14 protein-coding genes and 1 pseudogene are annotated in these 18,977 nt (G+C 65.4%); 8 read left to right on the top strand and 7 right to left on the bottom strand.

Going from position 1 to position 18,977, the window contains the following annotated elements; all coding sequences use genetic code 11:
• The first annotated feature begins 107 nt into the window (after positions 1 to 107).
• The 4 genes from FJU31_RS05965 to FJU31_RS05950 all read left to right on the top strand — a co-directional run bounded on the left by FJU31_RS05965 (position 108) and on the right by FJU31_RS05950 (position 5,233).
• Positions 108 to 1,988 (top strand): glycoside hydrolase family 15 protein, encoded by a 1,881-nt coding sequence (locus FJU31_RS05965; protein ID WP_150453926.1) that lies wholly within the window; start codon positions 108 to 110, stop codon positions 1,986 to 1,988.
• The gene (locus tag FJU31_RS05960; protein WP_150453925.1) at positions 1,985 to 2,878 is read left to right on the top strand and encodes an SDR family oxidoreductase; all 894 of its coding nucleotides are present in this window, start codon (positions 1,985 to 1,987) and stop codon (positions 2,876 to 2,878) included. The genes FJU31_RS05965 and FJU31_RS05960 overlap by 4 nt, the downstream gene beginning before the upstream one ends.
• Positions 2,879 to 3,007: 129 nt before the next feature.
• Complete coding sequence (locus tag FJU31_RS05955) at positions 3,008 to 4,633, top strand: histidine kinase famiy protein (RefSeq protein ID WP_150454004.1); 1,626 nt, start codon at positions 3,008 to 3,010, stop codon at positions 4,631 to 4,633.
• 123 nt (positions 4,634 to 4,756) lie between these two features.
• Positions 4,757 to 5,233 carry a hypothetical protein gene (locus FJU31_RS05950; protein WP_150453924.1) on the top strand — a complete coding sequence of 159 codons (477 nt, stop codon included), beginning with the start codon at positions 4,757 to 4,759 and terminating at the stop codon, positions 5,231 to 5,233.
• A gap of 40 nt (positions 5,234 to 5,273) precedes the next feature.
• On the opposite strand, the gene glgX is transcribed toward FJU31_RS05950, so the two are convergent.
• Positions 5,274 to 7,418 (bottom strand): glycogen debranching protein GlgX, encoded by a 2,145-nt coding sequence (gene glgX, locus FJU31_RS05945; RefSeq protein WP_150453923.1) that lies wholly within the window; start codon positions 7,416 to 7,418, stop codon positions 5,274 to 5,276.
• A gap of 624 nt (positions 7,419 to 8,042) precedes the next feature.
• Between glgX and FJU31_RS05940 the strand changes: the two genes are divergently transcribed.
• On the top strand, positions 8,043 to 8,450 hold the full coding sequence (locus FJU31_RS05940; RefSeq protein ID WP_150453922.1) for a BLUF domain-containing protein: 408 nt from the start codon (positions 8,043 to 8,045) through the stop codon (positions 8,448 to 8,450).
• A gap of 33 nt (positions 8,451 to 8,483) precedes the next feature.
• Here FJU31_RS05940 and FJU31_RS05935 read toward each other — a convergent pair whose 3' ends face one another.
• Both FJU31_RS05935 and FJU31_RS05930 read right to left on the bottom strand, forming a co-directional pair.
• Positions 8,484 to 9,782: a chloride channel protein gene (locus FJU31_RS05935; protein WP_150453921.1), complete on the bottom strand. Its 1,299-nt coding sequence runs from the start codon at positions 9,780 to 9,782 to the stop codon at positions 8,484 to 8,486.
• Positions 9,783 to 9,952: 170 nt separating this feature from the next.
• Complete coding sequence (locus tag FJU31_RS05930) at positions 9,953 to 11,326, bottom strand: putative bifunctional diguanylate cyclase/phosphodiesterase (protein ID WP_150453920.1); 1,374 nt, start codon at positions 11,324 to 11,326, stop codon at positions 9,953 to 9,955.
• 311 nt (positions 11,327 to 11,637) lie between these two features.
• On the opposite strand from FJU31_RS05930, the gene FJU31_RS05925 reads away from it, so the two are divergent.
• Complete coding sequence (locus FJU31_RS05925) at positions 11,638 to 12,198, top strand: fasciclin domain-containing protein (RefSeq protein ID WP_150453919.1); 561 nt, start codon at positions 11,638 to 11,640, stop codon at positions 12,196 to 12,198.
• 104 nt (positions 12,199 to 12,302) lie between these two features.
• Positions 12,303 to 12,662: a DUF6713 family protein gene (locus tag FJU31_RS05920; RefSeq protein ID WP_150453918.1), complete on the top strand. Its 360-nt coding sequence runs from the start codon at positions 12,303 to 12,305 to the stop codon at positions 12,660 to 12,662.
• Between the two features lie 12 nt (positions 12,663 to 12,674).
• On the opposite strand, the gene FJU31_RS05915 is transcribed toward FJU31_RS05920, so the two are convergent.
• From FJU31_RS05915 to FJU31_RS19545, 3 genes and pseudogenes are all read right to left on the bottom strand, one after another.
• Positions 12,675 to 13,043 carry a hypothetical protein gene (locus FJU31_RS05915; RefSeq protein ID WP_246161225.1) on the bottom strand — a complete coding sequence of 123 codons (369 nt, stop codon included), beginning with the start codon at positions 13,041 to 13,043 and terminating at the stop codon, positions 12,675 to 12,677.
• Positions 13,044 to 13,189: 146 nt separating this feature from the next.
• Positions 13,190 to 13,432, bottom strand: a pseudogene (locus FJU31_RS05910) (alpha/beta fold hydrolase); the annotation flags it as partial.
• Between the two features lie 147 nt (positions 13,433 to 13,579).
• Positions 13,580 to 13,870, bottom strand: coding sequence for an excalibur calcium-binding domain-containing protein (locus tag FJU31_RS19545; RefSeq protein ID WP_150454002.1), 291 nt, complete (start codon positions 13,868 to 13,870; stop codon positions 13,580 to 13,582).
• Positions 13,871 to 14,234: 364 nt separating this feature from the next.
• On the opposite strand from FJU31_RS19545, the gene FJU31_RS05900 reads away from it, so the two are divergent.
• On the top strand, positions 14,235 to 16,421 hold the full coding sequence (locus tag FJU31_RS05900; protein WP_150453917.1) for a TonB-dependent receptor plug domain-containing protein: 2,187 nt from the start codon (positions 14,235 to 14,237) through the stop codon (positions 16,419 to 16,421).
• A gap of 80 nt (positions 16,422 to 16,501) precedes the next feature.
• On the opposite strand, the gene FJU31_RS05895 is transcribed toward FJU31_RS05900, so the two are convergent.
• Positions 16,502 to 18,862, bottom strand: coding sequence for a TonB-dependent hemoglobin/transferrin/lactoferrin family receptor (locus FJU31_RS05895; RefSeq protein WP_150453916.1), 2,361 nt, complete (start codon positions 18,860 to 18,862; stop codon positions 16,502 to 16,504).
• Between the last annotated feature and the right edge of the window lie 115 nt (positions 18,863 to 18,977).

Below are 18,977 nucleotides of genomic sequence, written 5' to 3'. Positions count from 1 at the left end.
TGCGCATGCGGCGCCATAGTTTCGATGCACCCCATGTCTGAGATGTCCATCATGTGCACCCCTGCGGCTGTTCCGGCAGCCTCACACGCTTGCCGGAGGGTGCGTTGATGTCGACGCTGCCCGAGGCTACCTCCCTGGTTGAAACGAAGAACGGCGAAGCACCGGTCGCACGTGAACGCAGGCGCGACGGCGCGCTGCCCATCGAACAATATTCGGCGCTGGGCGAAGGCCGTTCCGTTGCCTTGACCGGCTGCGACGGTTCCATCGATTGGTGGTGTGCGCCCAACATGGACAGCCCGCCGTTGTTTGATCGCCTGCTGGACGGCAGCAACGGCGGCTACTTCAGTATCGCGCCCATCGAGCCCTGTGCTGTCGAACGCCATTACCGGGCGGACAGCAACGTGCTGGAGACGGTCTTCACGACGGCGTCTGGCCGTGCCTCGTTGACGGAGTCGCTGAACAGCGGCAACGCCGGTCGCCTGCCCTGGTGCGAACTGGCGCGGCGCATCGAGGGCCTGGAGGGCGAGGTGCGCTTCGCCGTGCGCATGTTCCCGAGCACGCGTGCGCAATCAGCCAGCCCCTACTGTTCGTCCATTGGCGAGCACACGGTCTTCCATGTGCAGCAGCTGCTGGGTGTTGTGATCCATCATCCGGCGCTGCAGCTGCAGTGGGCCGACGAGGGTGCACGCGGTGAGTGCACGGTCTCTGCCGGCGAGCGGGTGACTGTAGCGCTGGTGGTCGGCGAGGATGAGCCGCTGGTGGCGCCATCGGTGGAGGAAGTGGATGGCCGCATCGACCTGACCGATCGGGAATGGAAGGCATGGGCACGTAATGTGTCCTATGACGGCTGGGACCGCGCCACGTTCGTGCGAAGCACGCTGGCCCTGAAGCTGCTGCTGTACTCACCCTCGGGCGCCATTGCAGCTGCCGCCACGACCTCCTTGCCCGAGCGGATTGGCGGCGACAAGAATTTCGACTACCGCTACGCGTGGGTGCGCGACGCCGGCTACACGATCCAGGCGTTCCTGGCCGCCGGTCTGGAGGCCGAATCCAAGGCGGCATTCACTTGGCTGCTGCGTCAGCTGCGCCGTCATGGGCCGAAGGTAGTGTTCACTCTGGACGGCGAAAGGGTAGCGCCGGTACAGGAACTGCCCATGCGCGGCTACCGCGATACGCAGCCGGTGGTGAAAGGCAATCTCGCCGGCGACCAGCACCAGCATGGCATCTACGGCGACATCTTCGAGACCGCGTTCTGCTTCGTGGCGGCCGGCAACATTCTGGATGGCGCCAGCGCGGAGCTGCTTTCCCGCATTGCCGATCTCTGCGCGGACCACTGGCGCGCGAAGGATTCCGGCATCTGGGAACTGCCCGAGCTGGAGCACTACACGATGTCCAAGATCAGCTGCTGGCAGGCGCTGGCGCGGGCGGTGGAGCTGGCCGACCAGGGCCAGCTGCCGACCACGTGCCGTGACCGCTGGCAGCGCGAGCGCGACCGCATCAGTGACTGGATTGAAACCCACTGCTGGTCCGATGCCCTGCAGGCCTTCGAGATGTACCCCGGCAGCGGCAAGCTCGATGCGTCTGTGGCGCTGGCCGTGCGCTTCCGCTTCGACGGCCGGGACCGCTTGCTGGCCACCCTGCGCGCCATCGACCGCGAGCTGGGCCAGTCGAACTTCCACTACCGCTACTCGGGCATGCCGGAAGAAGAAGGCTGCTTCATCGCCTGCTCCTACTGGATGGCTGAGGGCTACGCTCGGCTGGGCTTCGTCGAGGACGCCCGGGCCCGCGTGGATGCGTTGAACGGCGCGCTCGGCCGCTGCCAGGGCGTGCTCAGCGAAATGGTGGACCCGGCCACGGGCCACTACCTCGGCAACACCCCGCAAGGCCTGAGCCACCTGGCCCAGGTGATGGCCATGGCCACGATTGCAGACTCCCAGGCTGCCCCTGAGCAGCCCACTCCCCCGCCCCACGATAAGGATCGACCATGAATGATCGTCTGAAAATGCAGGACCCGCGCAGCCAGTATCCGCAGCCGCCCTTCCCCGCCCAGCCGCAGCCGGTGCCGGGCAAGGCCGCAGCCATGGACCCCGTACCGGACCACGGCGAAACCAGCTACCAGGGCTCGGGCAAGCTGAGCGGACGGCGGGCGCTGATCACCGGTGCCGACAGCGGTATCGGTCGCGCTGCGGCCATTGCCTATGCCCGCGAAGGCGCCGATGTCGCCCTGTCCTATCTGCCGTCCGAAGCCTCGGACGCGGAAGAAGTGTTCGCACTGATCGAAGCAGAAGGCCGCAAGGCGCTGGCGCTGCCGGGGGACATCACCGACCCGGAGTGGTGCAGGACGATGGTCGAGCGCACCGTGGAGGCCTTCGGTGGCCTCGACATCCTGGTCGTCAATGCGGCTCGCCAGCAGTACCGCGACAGCATTGCCGAGCTGAGCGCGGAGGACTTCGACAAGACGATGAAGACCAACCTCTACGCCATGCACTGGATCTGCCAGGCAGCGGTTCCGCACCTGCCGCCGGGCGGAGCGGTCATCACCACTGCTTCGGTGCAGGCCTATGATCCCTCGGCGATCCTGCTGGATTACGCCACCACCAAGGCGGGCATCGTCGCCTACACCAAGGCACTGTCGGCACAGCTGGTCGAAAAGGGAGTCCGCGCCAACGTCGTTGCGCCGGGACCGTTCTGGACCGCGCTGCAGTCGTCCGGTGGGCAGCCGACCGAAGCGGTGACCAAGTTCGGCACCCAGGTGCCGATGAAGCGCCCGGGCCAGCCGGTGGAGATCGCGCCGATCTATGTACTGCTGGCCAGCCAGGAAGGCAGCTACCTGACCGGTGAGGTCTTCGGCGTTACCGGTGGTGCGGGCATCGCCTGAGCAAAGCGCGCCTTAAGCTGAACTGTTAAGACTGAACGCGGTCATTTTCACGCCGGTTGTGGCAAGGTGCCGGGCTCTGATGGGCCCGGTGCCATTCCGGTGATCCGATCCAACCGAGCAGGGAATCGCGTGTCGAACGATCAATTCAAGGGGTTTCCCTCGCCGTCGGTAAGAAGCGAGAACGCGTTGCCCATCGGCGACAAACGGTCAGACATCTTTTTCAGCGCCGTGGAAACCACGCGGATGCCGATGATCATCACCGATCCGCATCAGCCCGATAACCCGATCATCTTCGCCAACCGGGCCTTCGTCGAAATGACCGGCTATGAGCGGGACGAGCTGATTGGCCGCAACTGCCGCTTCCTGCAGGGACCGGAAACCGACCCCGATGCGATCGCCGAGATCCGCGACGCCATTGCCGAGACCCGAGAGGCGGCGACCGAGGTGCTGAACTACCGCAAGGACGGTTCGACCTTCTGGAATGCGCTGTTTGTGTCGCCGGTATTCGATGACGATGGCACGCTGGTGTACTTCTTCGGCTCGCAGCTGGATGTGTCGCGCCGGCGTGATGCGGAGGATTCGCTTCGCCAGGCACAGAAGATGGAAGCCCTTGGCCAGCTCACGGGCGGCATCGCGCACGACTTCAACAACCTGCTGCAGGTCATGTCAGGCTACCTGGAGATGATCACTGGGACGTCTGACAAGGTGCTTCCGTCCGACAGCTTCGTCAGGCGCGCCGCCACCCAGGCGCAGTCCGCCGCCAACAAGGCCGCGGTGCTGACCCAGCAGCTGCTGGCGTTCTCGCGGCGGCAGAAACTGGAAGGCCGCACGGTGAATCTGAATTCTCTCGTGTCCTCCACGGTGGAGCTGGCCGCGCAGCGTGTGGGCGCGGACGTGGAGCTGCAGATGAACCTCGCCCCCGCGCTCTGGAACTGCAGGATCGATACGACCCAGGCAGAGGTGGCCATCCTCAATCTGGTCATCAATGCGCGCGATGCGCTGAAGGGTCGCCCGGACCAGCGCGTGCTGCTGAGCACGCGAAACGTGGAGGTCTCCAAGGCTGCGGCCGCCAACGAGCTCGATCATCTGCCGGCGGGTCGCCTGGTCTGCATTTCGGTGCAGGACAACGGCAGTGGCATGTCGCCGGACATCGTGCGCCGGGTGATGGACCCGTTCTTCACCACCAAGGAGGAAGGTGAAGGCACCGGGCTGGGACTGTCGATGGTCTATGGCTTCGTCAAGCAATCCGGTGGCACCGTACGGATCGCCTCTGAGCCAGGCGTGGGCACTACTGTCAGCCTGTATTTCCCTGCCACGACCGATGCGCTGACCAAGGATGCTGCGCCCTCCAACATGGCCATGGACCGTGGCGGCAGCGAGCGCATCCTGGTTGTCGAAGACCGTGATGATGTCGCCGAACTTGCGCAGATGCTGCTTGAGGCCGGCGGCTACCAGACCCGTGTCGCCAACGATGGGGCATCGGCGCTGGCGCTGCTGGAACAGGGTGAGGTCTTCGACCTGCTGTTCACCGATCTGATCATGCCCGGCGGCATGAACGGCGTACTTCTTGCCCGCGAGGCCAAGCGCCGCCTGCCGAGACTGAAGGTGCTGCTGACGACGGGTTATGCCGAAGCCGGGATTGAACGTACAGATGCAGGTGGTTCGGAGTATGAGGTCCTGAACAAGCCGTTCAACCGGCAGCAGCTGTTGCGAAAGGTACGCCTGGTTCTGGAAGGGCCGACCGGCGTTGGTTGAGTGATCATGCGATCTGCGTGGGGCAACCTGCGCTGAACTCCGGCATCGAACTCCATTGCATGCGTGCGTTGCGGCACCCACCTGATACCTGCGCCCGCGCATGGGCGCTCTCAGGAGAAGTACATGCCGCACCACGAAAAAATCGCCTTGACCGGCGTTGTTGAACACGTGTTCGCCCACCGCTTCACGCTGCTGGCGGGTGGCCAGCCTTATCTGGCCGATCTGGGGCCGAAAGGCGCCGAAGCTTTCGCCCTCAGGCCCGGCCTGGCTGTCACGCTGGAGGGCGAACGTCGCCCTTCGGAGATCAAGGTGCTCAGCATTGCCCGCACCGGTGGCAAGCGGGTGGAGATCGAGCACAAGAAACCGCACCACGGGCCGGGCCATCATGGCGACAAGCACGTCCAGGCAGATCCGGCCGCCGCGCTGGATGCCGTGAAACGGGCAGGATGGACATCTGCAGGGGAACCGCAGCGTCACCCCAAGCACTTTGAAGTACTGGCGCGCCAGAAGGGTGGCGACTGGATGGAGCTGCACGTGGACTTCGCCGGCGGGATCTACAAGCAGAAGCCCGCCGCCGCACACAAGTGGGATATTGCGTAAACAAAGGAAGCCCCGCGAAAGCGGGGCTTCTTTGCATGGCTCAGGCAGCAGCCGCTGCCCCGCAACGGAACACGGTGAGACTGCGCGGTGGGGCGAGGAAGTGACCGGCGCCCAGCACTTCCCGCTTACTCGCAAGGCCAGCATCGGTAGACAGCAGCATGGACCAGTCGAGCGAGGCCCCCTCGTCGTCCGGGAGCGCGAAATCCACCCCCTCGTGATAGGCATTGATCACCACCAGCAGGCTGGCGTCGCTGGCATGCTCGCGCACGCCCGATGCTTGTGCCCTGCCCTCCAACAGCAGCCCGACCGAGCGCGCGCCCGCGTCATTCCAGTCCTCATCGGTCATCTCCCTGCCCGCGGGGTTGAGCCAGGTCAGGTCTCGCACATCGGCCTGTTCGTTGTACTGGCCGTTGAGGAAGCGGCCGCGGGTCAGGATCGGATGGCTCTGGCGCAGGGCCAGCAGGTCGCGGACGAACTGGGCCAGCCGGCCCTCGGTCGTGTCATGCTCCCAGTTGATCCAGGCCGTTTCGTTGTCCTGGCAATAGGTGTTGTTGTTGCCGCCCTGCGTCTGCGCGCGTTCGTCCCCGGCCAGCATCATCGGTGTGCCCTGCGAAAGCAGCAGCGTCGCCAACAGGTTGCGCATCTGCTGTTCGCGCAGCGCGTTGATGCCGGCATCGTCTGTGGGCCCCTCGGCGCCATGGTTGCAGGACGAATCGTTGTTGGAGCCATCACGATTCTCTTCTCCGTTGGCGTCGTTGTGCTTTTCGTTGTAGCTGACGAGGTCGTTGAGGGTAAAACCGTCGTGCGCCGTGATGAAGTTGACCGAGGCCCACGGCCGGCGGCCGCGTCGGTCGAACAGATCCGCCGAGCCGGTCAGTCGGGTCGCGAACTCGGCCAGCTTGCCTTCGTCGCCCTTCCAGAAGCTGCGGGCGGTATCGCGGAACTTGTCGTTCCACTCTGCCCATCCTGGTGGGAAGTGCCCGACCTGGTAGCCGCCAGGGCCGCAATCCCATGGCTCGGCAATCAGCTTGACCTGGCTGAGCAGCGGATCCTGGCCCACCGCATCGAGGAAGCCGCCGCGCTGGTCGAATCCCGTCGGCTCCCGCCCCAGGATGGTGGCAAGGTCGAAGCGGAAGCCGTCGACGTGCATTTCCTGCGCCCAGTAACGCAGGGAGTCACAGACGAAGCGGATGGCCTGCAGGTTGCTCAGATTGAACGTGTTGCCGGTACCGGTGTCGTTGATGTAGTAGCGCTTGTCCTCGGCCAGCCGATAATAGCTGGCATTGTCGATACCCTTGAACGACAGCGTCGGCCCGAGTTCGTTGCCTTCGGCGGTGTGGTTGTAGACCACGTCCATGAAGACCTCGAGACCTTTCCCGTGCATGGCCTTGACCATGTCGCGGAACTCGTCGCGGTGGCCACTGGCCAGGTAGCGGCGCTTGGGCGCGAAGAAGGCCAGCGTGTTGTAGCCCCAGTAATTGCGCAGGCCCTTGTCCAGCAGGTAGTTGTCGTCCAGATAGGCGTGCACCGGCAGCAGCTCCACGGCGGTCACACCCAGTTCGCGGATGTAATCCAGCACGGCAGGCTGGGCGAGGCCGGCACAGGTTCCGCGCACGTCCTCGCCCACCTCGGGATGGCGCTGGGTATAACCGCGCACGTGGGTCTCGTAGACAACCGTGCGGTTCCAGGGCGTGAGCAGGCGCTCATCCCCTTCCCAGTCATAGCTGTCTTCCACCACCACGGCCTTGGGCATGAACGCTGCGCTGTCACGTTCATCAAAGCTCAGGTCGCCGTCGGGGTGGCCGATGGTGTAGCCGTAAAGCTCATCCGCCCAGGTCAGGTCGCCATCGATTTCGCGTGCGTAGGGGTCGAGCAGCAGCTTGTGATGATTGAAACGGTGGCCTTCGGCCGGGGCGTACGGTCCGTGCACCCGATAGCCGTAGCGTTGGCCTGGTTTTACCTCGGGCAGATAGCCGTGCCAGATCTCGTTGGTGTACTCGGGCAGCTCGATGCGCTGCTCGTTGCCCTGGTCATCGAACAGGCACAGCTCGACTTTGGTGGCGTGTGCGCTGAAGAGCGCGAAGTTCGTGCCCTGGCCATCGAAAGAGGCGCCTTGGGGGAACGGTCGCCCTTCGCGGACGCGGGACGGGGTGGCGTAGCGTGTGGATCTGACCTGGTCGCGCATGGGGGATGCTCTGTGTTCCGGTTGCGGGCTTGCAGCCGGGGAGTCGGGAGCATCCCGGTCTGTGTGTAGACGCTGTGTGGCGGCGGCATCACGTGGATTTGCAGCGCGTCCCGGTTGCTGAAGCTTTCAGGATTGGCCTGGCTCACGCCTCCCTTCTTCTGAGCGCCGATGGACGTTCAGGGGTTGGCAGGCTGTCAAAGACGCCCTGGCCTATGGCCTGGCGGTTGCTGCAGTGGGTGCAGCTGATCACGGCGCCACCGGAAATCGCCGTCAGCCCCAGCGGTTCGCGCGCGACAAAGTCGCTGTCGCACGCATGACAATGGGCGTGTACCGTCACGATGCGGGGTCCCGCCCCGCGCTCCGTGTCGCATTCAACCCGGTCCAGCCGAAACCGGCCTGTTTCGCCGGCTGCACCGCAGCTGTAGTGTCCCTCTCGCTCGCACATGTGATGTCCAGCCGTGATGTTTGCCGCAGCATCCCGGTTATGGGGAGAACGCGGCGTGCTGCACCGCTGATCCCCGTGTGAAAGCGCCTGGAGGGAAAGCGGCCCGTTGAGCGGAAATGGACAAGCGGGGACCGGCAGGAAGGAGTACCTTGTGTTCTCGAACCCCACCGGACTGATCCATGTTGCGTGCTGTTGCCTACCGAAGCGTCGCTGTGCCGGGCATTGATGCCCCCCGCCTTGAACGCATCGTGCACGGCGCCCAGCGCTTCAACCGGATGGCGGGCGTCACCGGCGCAATGCTGTTTGATGGCGCCCGGTTCCTGCAGTACATCGAAGGGCCGGAGGATGGCATCGAGGGTGCCATCGGCCGCATCAGGGCCAGCAGCGACCATGAGCGGCTGCATATGCTGGGCGACGGTGTGATCGAAACCCGTCGATTCCCGGCTTGGGATATGAGCTGCCTGATGCAGCCCAATACCGTACTCGATCGCCTGTTCGTAGCGCCTTGGGGAAGCATGGACCGTTCGCTGGATCCCGCAGGCAACCCTGTCGGCGGCCTGCTGCTTCTGCGTCAGTTGCTGAGTTGATCCTGGACAGGTGGGTACTTCGAGTTCGCGGCGTTATTTCACAAGCAACTGCTCGGCCAGGCCGCGATAGATCGGCACCGGGCACACCAGCCCGGACACCGCGCGTGCGATCAGGACCGTGGCCAGGATCGGCAGCAGCAGGTCGCCACTGTCAGTCAGTTCAAGCGAGATGACCGCCGACGTCAGCGGCGCCTGGGTCACGCCGGTGAGGTAGGCGCACATGCCCAGCAGCACGAAGGCGCGCGGGTCGACGGCAGGCATCAGTGCGGCCAGGTTGTGGCCGATGCCGGCGCCCACGGCCAGTGCCGGCGAGAACAGGCCGCCTGGAATGCCTGCAATGTACGAGGCCAGGTTGGCGAGCAGCTTCATCAGGCCGAACTCGTGGCCCACCTCGGCGTGGCCCTGCACCAGGCTGCGTGCCTGCTCATACCCGGTGCCATACGCACCATCGCCGAACGCGGCGGCCAGACCGACCACCACCAGGCCGCACCCGGCGGCAAGCAGCACCGGGTGCCGTTGCCGCAGCGTGCCCAGCCAGCGCGGCCGGCCAGCAACGCTGGCCAGCACCATGCGGGCGAATACCCCGCCCAACAGGCCCGCCACCACCCCGCACAGCAGGATGGCCAACCAGGCCTGGCCCAGCGGCATGCGTGCGGTCACGTGGCCGAAGTAGGTGTAGTTGCCCAACAGGCCCAGCGAAACCACGCCGCCCACGATGACCGCGGTCAACAGCGTGCCCGAGAACCGATGCTCGAAGCGCCCGCTCAACTCTTCAATGGCGAACACGATACCCGCCAGCGGCGTATTGAACGCCGCCGCGATGCCGGCTGCACCGCCTGCCAGCAGGAAGTGCGACAGCTCCTTTGGGTCCTTGAAGCCGAACCAGCGGCCGAAAAGATACATCAGGCTGGCGCCGACGTGGACGGTGGGGCCCTCGCGGCCGACGGATGCACCACCGAGCAGCGAGAGCGAGGTCAACAGGAGTTTGCCGGCGGAAACGCCGGGCGAGAGATTGACCTGCCGGAAGGTCTCATCGGGCTTTTCCAGCGCGGCGATGACCTGGGGAATGCCGCTGCCCCGGGTCGGGCGCAGGGCGCCACTGGTCAGCCAGGCGAGCAAGGCGAAGATGCCCGGCGTGAGCAGCAGCGCCCACCACGGCGAGTGGTCGATGGCGCGCTGGAACAGGCCGAACGCAGCGTCGCTGGCCTTGGCGAACAGAATGGCGACCAGCGCGACGGCAACGGCGCCGATCCACAGCGCGGCGCGGCGTCGCCAGGCCTCGCTGCGCAGGTGGCCGGCCAGAGAGGCCTGGATGCGGCGGAACGGGTTCATGCGGACAGTATGGGCAGTCTGGCCGGCCCGGGAAAGAAGGCGCCTTGGCGGCCCACCTTGCGGCATCCGGTGGCTGGGCCAGCAACCTCCGCAGAAGCCTGCGCCCAGCTGTAGAGCCGAGCCAACGCTCGGTTGCTCTCCGCGAAAAGCAGCCGAGCATGGGCTCGGCTCTACAGGAGCGATGTATCGAGCAAGCCCAACGCTACCCGCGCGTTGATCCACTGCTCCAGCGCGTCCTTCGGCATCGGCTTGGCAAACAGATAGCCCTGGAAGTGATCGCAGCCCAGTCCCACCAGCAGGTCACGCTGCGCGCTGGTTTCAACGCCTTCGGCCAGCGCGCTCATTCCCATCACCTGGGAAATCTCCACGATCTTGCCCAGCAGGCGCTGCGCGCGTTCCTGGGTGGTGGCCTCGTCGACAAAGTTGCGGTCGATCTTCAACTTGCGTACCGGCAGCGTGCGCAGCGTGGACAGGCCGGAGAAACCGGTGCCGAAGTCGTCCAGCGCCCAAGTCACGCCCAGGGCCTCCAGCGCCTTCATTTTCTCGATCATCTCAGCGGTTTCCGCCGACAGCGCGGACTCGGTCAGTTCCAGTTCGATCAACGCCGGGTTTACCCCCGCATCACGGATGACGGCGCTGATGGCTGCGACGAAACCGTCGTCCAGCAACTGGATGGGGCTGATGTTGACCGCAACCCGCAGGTCGCGGGTCTCGGCTTGGCTGGCCCACTGCACCAGCAGCTCACAGGCCTGCCTCAGCACCTCAAGTCCGATGTCACGGATCGCGCCGCTTTCCTCGGCCTGCGCAATGAAGGCACCCGGCGGCAGCAGTTCGCCCGTCGGACGACGCCAGCGCACCAGCGCTTCCACGCCGGTCACCACGCCATTGCCGCGCACCTGCGGCTGGTAGTGCACTTCGATCTCACCGTTGCGCACTGAGCGACCCAGCTCGCGCTCCAACCGCAGCCGGTTGCCGATGTCCTTGCGGTAGATCGCAAAGATCGCGGCCAGCAGGGTCATCGAGATGACCGTATTGGACCGCGCGCCCCACACGCGCACTTCGATCGGCGGTGACGTGCCCGGGGCCAGGAAATCCAGCGCGCCGATGGCAAACGCTGCGAACGTGGCCAGGCAGGCCAGCGGGAAGACCAGTGAGCCGTAGCGCTCGCGCGCATCGAAGGTGAAGGCCGCACCCGCCGCGAGCGGCAACAGGAACAAGTGCCCCGAGCGCGGCACCCAGGCGATCGGCGCATCGATCACCGCCACGCCCACCACGGACAGGAAGACGCCATGGGCGACGATCAGCAGGGACATGCCATCGGCGCGGCGGCTACGAGCCAGGGCCAGCACCCCGACCGCTATCACGCCCAGGAAGGGCGCGGCCAGCTCGGTGCGGTCAACATAGAGGTAGCACGCGGTCCAGCCCAGTCCCAGGAGAATGCATGAGACACCCGCCAGCTTCAGAATGGTGCCGATCTTCCTGCGGCGCGGTGCCTCCTGGAACTTCGGCAGGCCCTGCCATTTCCGCGCTGCTCTGTTGGGCATCTACCTAAGCATCCTTTTGGCATCCGAAGCGCGCCTGGTCGCGCCCCGGAGAAGGTTAGCAAAGCCCGCGCCCGGGCCAAATAGCGTCGATTTTCTGGCGCGGGCCCGCTGCATGCCCCCTGCCCCTCGTCACGTCTCGTCAACGTCGTTGAACCATTCAAAAGATGCTTGAAATCCGCCGCATCCAATCTGCCTCGATGACACGTAGAGGTAGGCACAACGCGCTGCGACAGCTGCCACTGGCGCGTTATCCGCAGGCACGCCTGCATCCATCCAGAGGCCGAACGGCCTTGTTCACTGAGGAAACGAACATGCGTAGCCAGATCCAGCGTCTTGCCATTGCCGCGGGTATCGCGGTCGCCTGTACCGCACCTGCAGCGTTTGCCGCCGACAACCCGATGGTGGGCGGCGCACCGATGTATGCCAACAAGACCATCGTGGAGAATGCCTCCACGGCCAAGAACCTCAGCACCCTCGTCGCCGCGGTGAAGGCCGCCGGCCTGGTCGATACGCTGAGTGGCAAGGGACCGTTCACCGTGTTCGCGCCCGCCAACGAAGCCTTCGAAAAGCTGCCGGCCGGTACCGTGGATACGCTTCTGAAGCCTGAAAACAAGGCCAAGCTGACCAAGCTGCTGACCTACCATGTGGTATCGGGCACCTACACCTCGAGCCAGCTGACCGCCGCCGCCCGCAGCCACGGTGGCACCAGCACGTTGAAGACCGTGCAGGGCGAGCCGCTGACGGTGAAGCTGCAGGATGGCAAGGTCTGGGTGATCGATGCCAAGGGTGGCAAGGCCTCGGTGACAACCGCTGATGTCATGCAGTCCAACGGCGTGGTGCACGTGGTCGACAGCGTGCTGATGCCGAAGTGACGCCTGCCGGCGGGGCCCATCGCAGAGGGTGGGCTCCGTTGTGCCCGGTCGGGCAGTGATCGGACACTGATAGACTCGCGCTCGATAAAAAGGACGGAGTCTTCATGGAGCGTTGGTATCTGGCAACCCTGTTGTCGTTGATCCTTCATCAGATCGATGCGGCTTTCTGGCACGAATGGGACATGTTCCGGGTGCCGGGCGGGGTCCAGGGATTCCTGGTGTTCAATCTGGTCGCCGTTGGTGGGCTGCTTCACGGCTATCGGCAGGTAGCGCTGGCAAAGCGGTCCGCCAGAACCTACGCCATCATCTGCGGCATAACCGGGATGGCGACGGCAGGAATCCATGTCCTGTTTGCTGCGGCGGGGCGGGAGGAATTCCATCTTCCGCTTTCAATCGCGGCGCTTGCTGCGTGTCTGTTTGCTGGAGCAGGACTTGTTCTGACTACCCTTCGCCATCGCCGATGATGCGAAAGGAGCTCAGTGCGCGTGCTGCGGCCGGCGCGCGTCCAGTGCTTCCTTGATGCGCGCGATATCGCAGCCGCCCGCGTCGGCGAGACGACGTACCTGCTGCCGCTCTTTCGGCGGCAGCGGCACCGCGGGATCATGCGCTGCAGGCTCTACCAGCCGGGCCACCGCTTCGCGCAACGGCAGCTCCGGGTACAGCCGCGCGGCACACCAGCGCTCGGCGAAGCGTTTTCCCTGGCGGATGCTGGCAGCTCGCACATCCTTGGTCTGCCACATCTTCTGTCCCTTCATCCAGAGCCGGACGCCCGGCCGCCCGTCCGGGACGACCGCGGCTACTTCGCGCGCGTTCCACCACAGCGCCCAGCGCTCGCCGGTCTGCACCCAGCCGGACGGGGTTGATGGGCGCTGGAAGCCGTGATGTGCGGAGGACGTAAGCATGGCCCAGAGAATACGGAGGGCGGTCTCACGGTCTGCGACATCGAGGATGGAAAGCAGAAGGCCCCTGCACATACCGGGGCCCCCGTCGCTTACTTTTCCTGCAGGAAGGTCAGCAGGTCCTGGTTGACCTTGCCCTTGCGGGTGACGGTCAGGCCGTGCGGCGGACCCGGGTATATGATCAGCTTCGCACCCTTGATGAGCTTGGCCGACTGGCGGCCGGAGATGTCGATCGGCACGATCTGGTCGTCATCACCGTGGATGACGAGCGTCGGCACGTCGAACTTCTTCAGGTCGGCGCGGAAGTCGGTGGCCGAGAACGCGGCGATCGAGTCGGAAGGGTGCGATCCCGCATCGTTCCCTCCCTCAGACGGAACTGCTGGCGCACCAAGCCCCACCTTGGAACCGGACTCCACTTCATCGTGGCTGGACCGCAGCAAGGCGAAGATGAAGGCATTGCAGCGGGCGCGCTGAACGGGGCCCTATCTACGACCCCGATAGGGCTCGCACCCTACCCCATCGTTGTCGCGGTCCAGGTGTGGGCCGTAGCCCGGTTCGCCCCGGCGCACGGGGGCTGCGCCTGCGGCGCGAGCTTCAGCACAGTTGGCGAACGGGCGGTTTCTGCCTGCAGGCCCGGGGGCCAGGTTGTTGCGGGGCGGTTCGATGATGCGCGGCGCGATGGGTGCGACGCGATGGCAGTGGTAGTCGCCGGTCTTGCGATTGGTGTGGCAGCCGTTCCTGTCCAGTCCGCCGCTGTGGGCGCTTGAGGTCATCGGTGCCGCAAGAGTACTGAGTGCGAGTGCGATCAGCACGCCAGGTACGTGGCTGCGGAAATCCATGTCCTCCCCCTGTCAGGCGTGGGCGTCCCGGTGGGGAGGCTAGCATGGGCTGGACCAGCACCAAAACAATGCACCAGTACGGAAGCCCATGGCCGCCGCACTGGCGATGGTCCCCCGGCCTTCAGTCGAGCAAGGCGTCCTGAGAGCCAGTCGAGCATGGCTCGACGCTACAGGTTTGTGGGCGCTCGCCATGAATTCTGCTAATGGCTGCTGCAACAACATACCGCTGCTGCGCGCGGACCGGGGTCGATAGAGTTGCTCGGGCAGGACGCCCCTCGACCCCTGAAGGAATGGATGCATGCAAACCGACCCCGCCGGCTCGCCACGGCGATCCCTGGCCGCGAGTCTGGCACTGGGCATCAGCCTGTTGGCCGACACCGGATACGCCCAGCCTGCTGAGCCGCCTGCACGGGATACCCGTGCGACTGATCTGCAGACGGTCAAGGTCACCGGCCCCTCGCAGACCGACCTGCGCCGTGAAGACCCGACCCTGCGCATCAGCATCGGCCGCGAGGACATCCTGCGCCACCATGACGACCGGCTCGGCAGCGTTCTTCGCCGGCTTCCCGGGGTCACCGTCACCGCCGAAGGCATCCGCATGCGCGGGCTCGGCGGGGATCATGTGCAGATCCTGATCGATGGCGACCCGGCACCGGCCGGGTTCTCGATCGATTCCATCGCGCCCGAACTGGTCGAACGCATCGAGATCCTGCCCACTGCGGTGGCCGAGTACAGCACGCGCTCGATCGCCGGCACCATCAACATCGTCCTGCGCCGCAATGATGGCGCACGCCAGCGCACGCTCAAGATCAGTGCCGGGCAGTCGGGCGCTGACATCACGCCCGCCGCCACCCTGCTGCTGTCGGGGAAGCGGCAGGCACTGGCCTGGTCGGTCAGCGCCACGGCCTCGGCTCCGAAGGAACGCCTCGACGCGGTCATCGAGGACCAGGCCAGCGATGCGCTGGAGGAACGGCTCTATCTGCGCCGCACCGGCGAGCGCTACGTCGGCCAGACCAGCACCTTCAACGTTGCGCCGAAGCTGACCTGGACCCTGGGCGACCGCGATGAAGTCAGTTGGAACAACCTGCAGCAGTACAGGAAGGAAGCCTGGACCCGTGAGCGCAACGAGGTCGTGCTTGACGGCGGCCCCAGTGACTATCCGCGCAACCGCTGGATCAACGACTCACGCACATGGACCTCCAAGAGCGATGGGCAGTGGAAGCGCCAGATCGGTGAGCGTGACACGCTGGACGTCAAATTCGGCGTGATGCACTTCAGCCGTGACGTGGATTTCGCCTTCCTCGGCTACGCGCCCGACGGCAGCTTCGCCCTGGACCGCAGCGTGCGCACCCGCGCGACCCATACCGCCTACTCCAGCACCGGCAAGTACGTCAGCGGCTTCAGCGATCGGCATGATCTGGCCTTCGGCTGGGACGCGGGCTACACCGACCGCAACGAACGCCGCGTACAGCGCGACCGTGCGGGCAATGGCAGCCCATTGGATCTGATCGAGGACGACTATCGGGCCGACATCCGTCGCCTCGCACTCTACGCGCAGGACCAGTGGCGCACCTCGCCGCGCCTGCAGACTTACCTCGGCCTGCGTTGGGAAGGACTGGACACGGCCGTCGGCAGCCGTACCAGCGGCATCCTGCGCAGCCGCTCGAACGTGTTCAGCCCCATCGCGCAGTGGGTGTTCAAACCGTCCTCGTCCAGCAAGGATCAGTTCCGTTTCGGCCTGGCCCGTACCTTCAATGCACCTCAGCCCTGGCAGCTGCTGCCGCGGCGGTACTCGGTCAACAACGGTAACGGCCCGACCAACCCGGACCAGCAGGGCAACCCGGCGTTGCGGCCGGAGATCGCGTGGGGCATGGATGCCAGCTACGAGCACTACCTTGGAAAGGATGGACTGGTGAGCCTGGGGGCGTATGCGCGCCGCGTCGACGATGTGATCCTGCGCTCGCTGTCGGTGCAGGACGGGCTGTGGATCAGCACGCCGTACAACGCAGGCAGGGCGCAGACCCATGGTCTCACCCTGGATACCCGCTTCGCGCTGGCCGACCTGCTGCGGACGGATATGGATCTGCAGATCACGGCGAACCTGACCCGCAACTGGTCACGGGTGGCGTCGGTGCCGGGACCGGACAATCGGCTGGCCGACCAGACGCCGCTGAGTGGCAACGTGGGGCTGCATTGGCAGGCGTCGAAGCGCTTCTCCAGCAGCGTGGATTACAGCTACAGCGGCGGTGGCACCAACCGGCTCAGTGCCGAGTGGGCGCGCGCATCGACGCCGGAGCGGACCCTGGATGTGGCCGCGGACTGGAAGCTGGACGAGGCCAGTCGCCTGAATCTGTCGTTGTCCAATGTGCTGCAGCAGCGGCAGGGCTCGCGCACGGTGTATCGGGATGCTGTTGGGACGGTGTCACGCTACACCGGCAGCGACAGCAGGATGGGCATCAAAGTGCAGTATGAGAAGACGCTGTAGAGCCATGCCGTGCGTGGATGCGTTCCGTGCAGCAAGGTCAGAGCCCTTTCCTGCGGAAAGGGATCCGACCCCTGCCCTGCTTACAGGAAGTCGTAGCTCAGGGTGAAGCGCACGTTGCGGCCCGGCTGCGACCAGCGGCCGATGCCATCAGGGCTGGTTGCACCCTGGAAGATCGCGGTGCCTGCACCTGCGGTACGCACGCGGTTCCACAGGTAGTACTCCTTGTTGAACACGTTGTAGACGCCGGCGGTCAGGTTGATCTTCGGGGTGATGGCGTAGCTGCCGAACACATCCAGCAGGGTGTACTCACGTGCCTTGTAGGCGTAGACCGGCACCACTTCAACACCGTAGCTGCCGTTGGTGATGCTCTTGCCGTAATCCGACGGGTCCTTGCGCTGCTGGTGGGTGACGTTGGCTGTGACGCTCCAGCGGCGCGACGGCGCGTTGTAGGTCAGGCCGCCCACGGCCTTGGCCGGAATGATGCTGGCCAGCGGCTCGCCGTCGTTGTCGGTACCTTCGTTGTACGAGTAGGCCACGCGGGCCAGCCAGTCATCGGCCAGCAGCCACATGCCTTCGGCCTCCACGCCCTTCACCTCCACGTCGCCGCGGTTGATCGGCATGGTGTAGGTGTAACCGTTGCTGACCACGCCACGGCTGCTGCGGTACTGGATGCCTTCGTCGGCCAGGTACTGGGCGGTGTCGATGAAGTTGCTGTACTTGTCACGGAACACCGACACGCCCACGCGCAGGCGATCGCTCTGGAACCGCCAGCCCATTTCCAGGTTCAGGCTGCGCTCGGCATCCAGGTCCGGGTTGCTCCGGCCATCGGGCAACGACACGGTGGCTCCGTCGGACACGCGGGTGTAGTCGGTGCTGGCGGCGCTGCCGTACATGTCATTCACGCCCGGCGCGCGGAAGCCGCGGCCGCCCTGCACCCACAGCGACTGGGTATCGGTGAACTTGAACTCGGCGCCCAGGTTCCAGGTCGGCGAGGAGAACTTGGAGACGCCGACGCTGCCTGCATCATCCTCGTAGCCCGACTGGCCATTGCCGCCGACCGAGGTCTCCGGGGTGTACTTGTAGCGGTCGTAGCGCAGGCCGCCGGTCAGGCTGAGGCGATCGTCGAGCAGGCGGACGCGGTCACGTACGTAAGCGGTCAGGTCGGTCTCGCGGGTGTCCGGCCACAGTGACGGATCGGTATCGCGGGTAAACAGGCTGCCATCGTTGCCCCAGCGCGAGTCCACCGAGTTCCAGTGGATCTTCGCCTGCTGCCAGGCGGCACCGTAGACGATGTCATGGCGCAGGCCGGCGGCTTCGACGCTCTTGTCGAAGTTCAGGGCGACGCGGTTGCGCTTCTGCGTGTCCCAGCGGTTTTCCTGGCGCGAGCACGGGTCGGTGGTCGAACAGCGGGTGCCATAGGTGGCCGCGGTGCCGTTGGCCACCAGCACGTTGGTCTGGCCCTGGATGTAGTTCTTCTGGTAGTCGGCGGTGGCTTCCATGCTGTCGAACAGCGCGTTGTCCGCGCGCCAGGTGTACTTCAGGCCGTAGCGGTCGCGGTCGCTGCGGTCTTCGGCACTACGGAAGAAGTACGAACCGGTGCCGTCGCTGCGGGTCCAGTTGTCAACATCGTTGGTGGAGCGCGCGCGCTCATACACCATGCCCAGGGTCTGGGTGTCGGTGGCCAGGAAGTTGACCTTGAACAGCAGGTTGTCGCTCTCGCGGTCGACCGGATCGGGCGTGCGGCGGCCCGGGCCAAGGCGATCGATGGTGGTGTCGTACCAGGATTCGGTCTCGTGGCCATCGCGCTTGGTGTAGACCAACAGCGATTCGAACCTGCCGGTGCGGTTGGCCAGGGTCAGCGAGCCCATGTTCTCGTCGCTGGAACCGGTGTAGCCGTACTTCACCGAACCGAAGCTGTCGTTGCCGCTGGCCTTGAGGAAGTCGGCCGGGTCCTTGGTGGTGAACATCACCGCGCCGCTGAGCGCACCGCTGCCGGCGGTGATCGCGTCGGCGCCCTTGATGATCTCCACCGTCTTCACCGCTTCCAGATCGACGCTGCCGCGGCCGGAACGGAAGAATTCATAGGGCTGGTAGGTGCCCGGATCCATGCTCTGCGGGAAGCTCAGGCCGTCCAGGGTGATGGACACGCGGTCGGCTTCCATGCCGCGGATGTTGAAGCCGTTGAAACCGGCGCGACCGAGATCGACCATTTCCACGCCGGGCACGTACCTGATGGCGTCTTCCATGCTCTGCGCGCCCTGCTGCTGCAGGTTCTTGGCGGACAGTGTGGTGACGTTCTGGTTGTCGGACTTCTTGCGCGTCTCGGTCACCTGGATGGTGTCGAGGGTGCTGTCGGCTTCGAGCGCAGCCGCACGGGCGAGGGCCGGCACGGCGAGGCTGGTGGCGACGGCCAGGGCCAGCAGCGAGGGTTGCAGTTTCATCGGGAACTCCGCAGTTGTGGAAGGTGGTTGTGCCCGTGCGCGATGTGGCTGGGGCGTTCCTGGCTGCGGAGCGCCGGGGTACGGCGCGGTCTGCGTTGCTGGGAGTAATCGGTAA

It is taken from the genome of Stenotrophomonas cyclobalanopsidis, assembly GCF_008710035.1.
Lineage (GTDB): Bacteria > Pseudomonadota > Gammaproteobacteria > Xanthomonadales > Xanthomonadaceae > Stenotrophomonas > Stenotrophomonas cyclobalanopsidis.
Note: the sequence above shows the minus strand (reverse complement) of the source record. Positions and strands in the feature narration are given on the sequence as shown.

What these genes read in the sequence shown, in the direction of transcription:
- FJU31_RS05965 (WP_150453926.1), top strand. Translation starts at nt 108, where the DNA reads ATGTCGACGCTGCCCGAGGCTACCTCCCTGGTTGAAACGAAGAACGGC.
- FJU31_RS05960 (WP_150453925.1), top strand. Translation starts at nt 1,985, where the DNA reads ATGAATGATCGTCTGAAAATGCAGGACCCGCGCAGCCAGTATCCGCAG.
- FJU31_RS05950 (WP_150453924.1), top strand. Translation starts at nt 4,757, where the DNA reads ATGCCGCACCACGAAAAAATCGCCTTGACCGGCGTTGTTGAACACGTG.
- glgX (WP_150453923.1), bottom strand. Translation starts at nt 7,418, where the DNA reads ATGCGCGACCAGGTCAGATCCACACGCTACGCCACCCCGTCCCGCGTC.
- FJU31_RS05940 (WP_150453922.1), top strand. Translation starts at nt 8,043, where the DNA reads ATGTTGCGTGCTGTTGCCTACCGAAGCGTCGCTGTGCCGGGCATTGAT.
- FJU31_RS05935 (WP_150453921.1), bottom strand. Translation starts at nt 9,782, where the DNA reads ATGAACCCGTTCCGCCGCATCCAGGCCTCTCTGGCCGGCCACCTGCGC.
- FJU31_RS05930 (WP_150453920.1), bottom strand. Translation starts at nt 11,326, where the DNA reads ATGCCCAACAGAGCAGCGCGGAAATGGCAGGGCCTGCCGAAGTTCCAG.
- FJU31_RS05925 (WP_150453919.1), top strand. Translation starts at nt 11,638, where the DNA reads ATGCGTAGCCAGATCCAGCGTCTTGCCATTGCCGCGGGTATCGCGGTC.
- FJU31_RS05920 (WP_150453918.1), top strand. Translation starts at nt 12,303, where the DNA reads ATGGAGCGTTGGTATCTGGCAACCCTGTTGTCGTTGATCCTTCATCAG.
- FJU31_RS19545 (WP_150454002.1), bottom strand. Translation starts at nt 13,870, where the DNA reads ATGACCTCAAGCGCCCACAGCGGCGGACTGGACAGGAACGGCTGCCAC.
- FJU31_RS05900 (WP_150453917.1), top strand. Translation starts at nt 14,235, where the DNA reads ATGCAAACCGACCCCGCCGGCTCGCCACGGCGATCCCTGGCCGCGAGT.
- FJU31_RS05895 (WP_150453916.1), bottom strand. Translation starts at nt 18,862, where the DNA reads ATGAAACTGCAACCCTCGCTGCTGGCCCTGGCCGTCGCCACCAGCCTC.